Source organism: Mycobacterium sp. (genome assembly GCF_008709575.1).
Classification (GTDB): Bacteria; Actinomycetota; Actinomycetes; order Mycobacteriales; family Mycobacteriaceae; genus Mycobacterium.
In genome coordinates this window covers 1-1,044 of record NZ_VYIK01000192.1, presented here as the reverse complement: position 1 = coordinate 1,044, position 1,044 = coordinate 1, and the positions used below count along the sequence as shown (strand labels likewise).

General features: G+C 60.0%; 1 protein-coding gene. It reads right to left on the bottom strand.

Annotated elements, in window-relative coordinates; translation table 11 throughout:
* On the bottom strand, positions 1-1,003 hold a 1,003-nt coding region (locus tag F6Q13_RS17790; protein ID WP_293059389.1), incomplete at its 3' end, for a cellulase family glycosylhydrolase.
* Positions 1,004-1,044 lie beyond the last annotated feature (41 nt).

Here is a 1,044-nt window from a genome sequence, read left to right as displayed (position 1 = left end):
GCGGGAAGTCGATTGCCGGCACCGCGATCGTGGTCTGCGACCCCACCGGGAAACTCCCCACCCCATCCGGCTTCTCAACCGAATAACTCAACTGAAAAACACCATCACTAAACGACAACGACTCCGGAGTACCCGAAATCGCCTGCGGATACGGCTGGGCGAGTAACTCGAGTTTCGCGGCGTCGAGATTAGGCGGTACAGGCGGTTGGTTCGTGTCCAGGAGCAATGCGGTCCCACGTGCCACGGCACTACCTGAACCGGTGATGCCGTTGTTGGACATGAACGACCAGTTCATCCAGCCGATTTCGTGTTCGTTGGCTACATCCAGCAAGTGTGCGATTGGCTGACCCACGTTCCGGTATCCGAACTCGCTTATTACCGCAGGAATGTCGTGCGCGTTCGCGTATGCCTCGGCGCGGTCGGCGACTAGTTCTTGAAATTGCGGGCAAAGGAAGCTGGAACTGAACAGCACCTCCGGCAGGCAGTAATCCTCATACGTGAAGACCACATGGTCAGAGTGAACCGTGCCCAAAGTGATAGGCGAAAGCCCGTCTTCGAAGACCAGGTTCGGTTCGATCCACACCGGTGTGGACGGGTCAACCGAACGGATCGCCTCGGTCACCTGGTTAAAGAAGGGAGTCAGCTGCTCGGCGCCGAAGTTCGGGCTGCCCAGGAGGATCAGCGGCCACGACAGGCCCGCCCACGGCTCGTCCATGATCTCGTAGCCGATGATGTCGGGGTTGCCGTTGAAGTAGTTGGCGACGTATTCCCACATCTGGGCGTACTCGTTTTCCAGCCCGATCCCGTTGGGTGCGTCGGCGTTGGAGAAGAACGCAGACCAGGCGTACATGGTTGCCGGGTTGAGCAAGTTGTCGTACGGGAAACCGATAAGAGGATTGGGCAGCCCGCCGGTCTCAACAGCCCATGCCGGCGCACCGTCGCCCCCGCCGGCGCCCGCGGAAGTACTGCTGAAGGAGTCTTCGTCGGCACCGCCGAGCAGCACGTAGATGTGGTGGTCTTCGAGGGTCTGCACAGTCTGGGCAA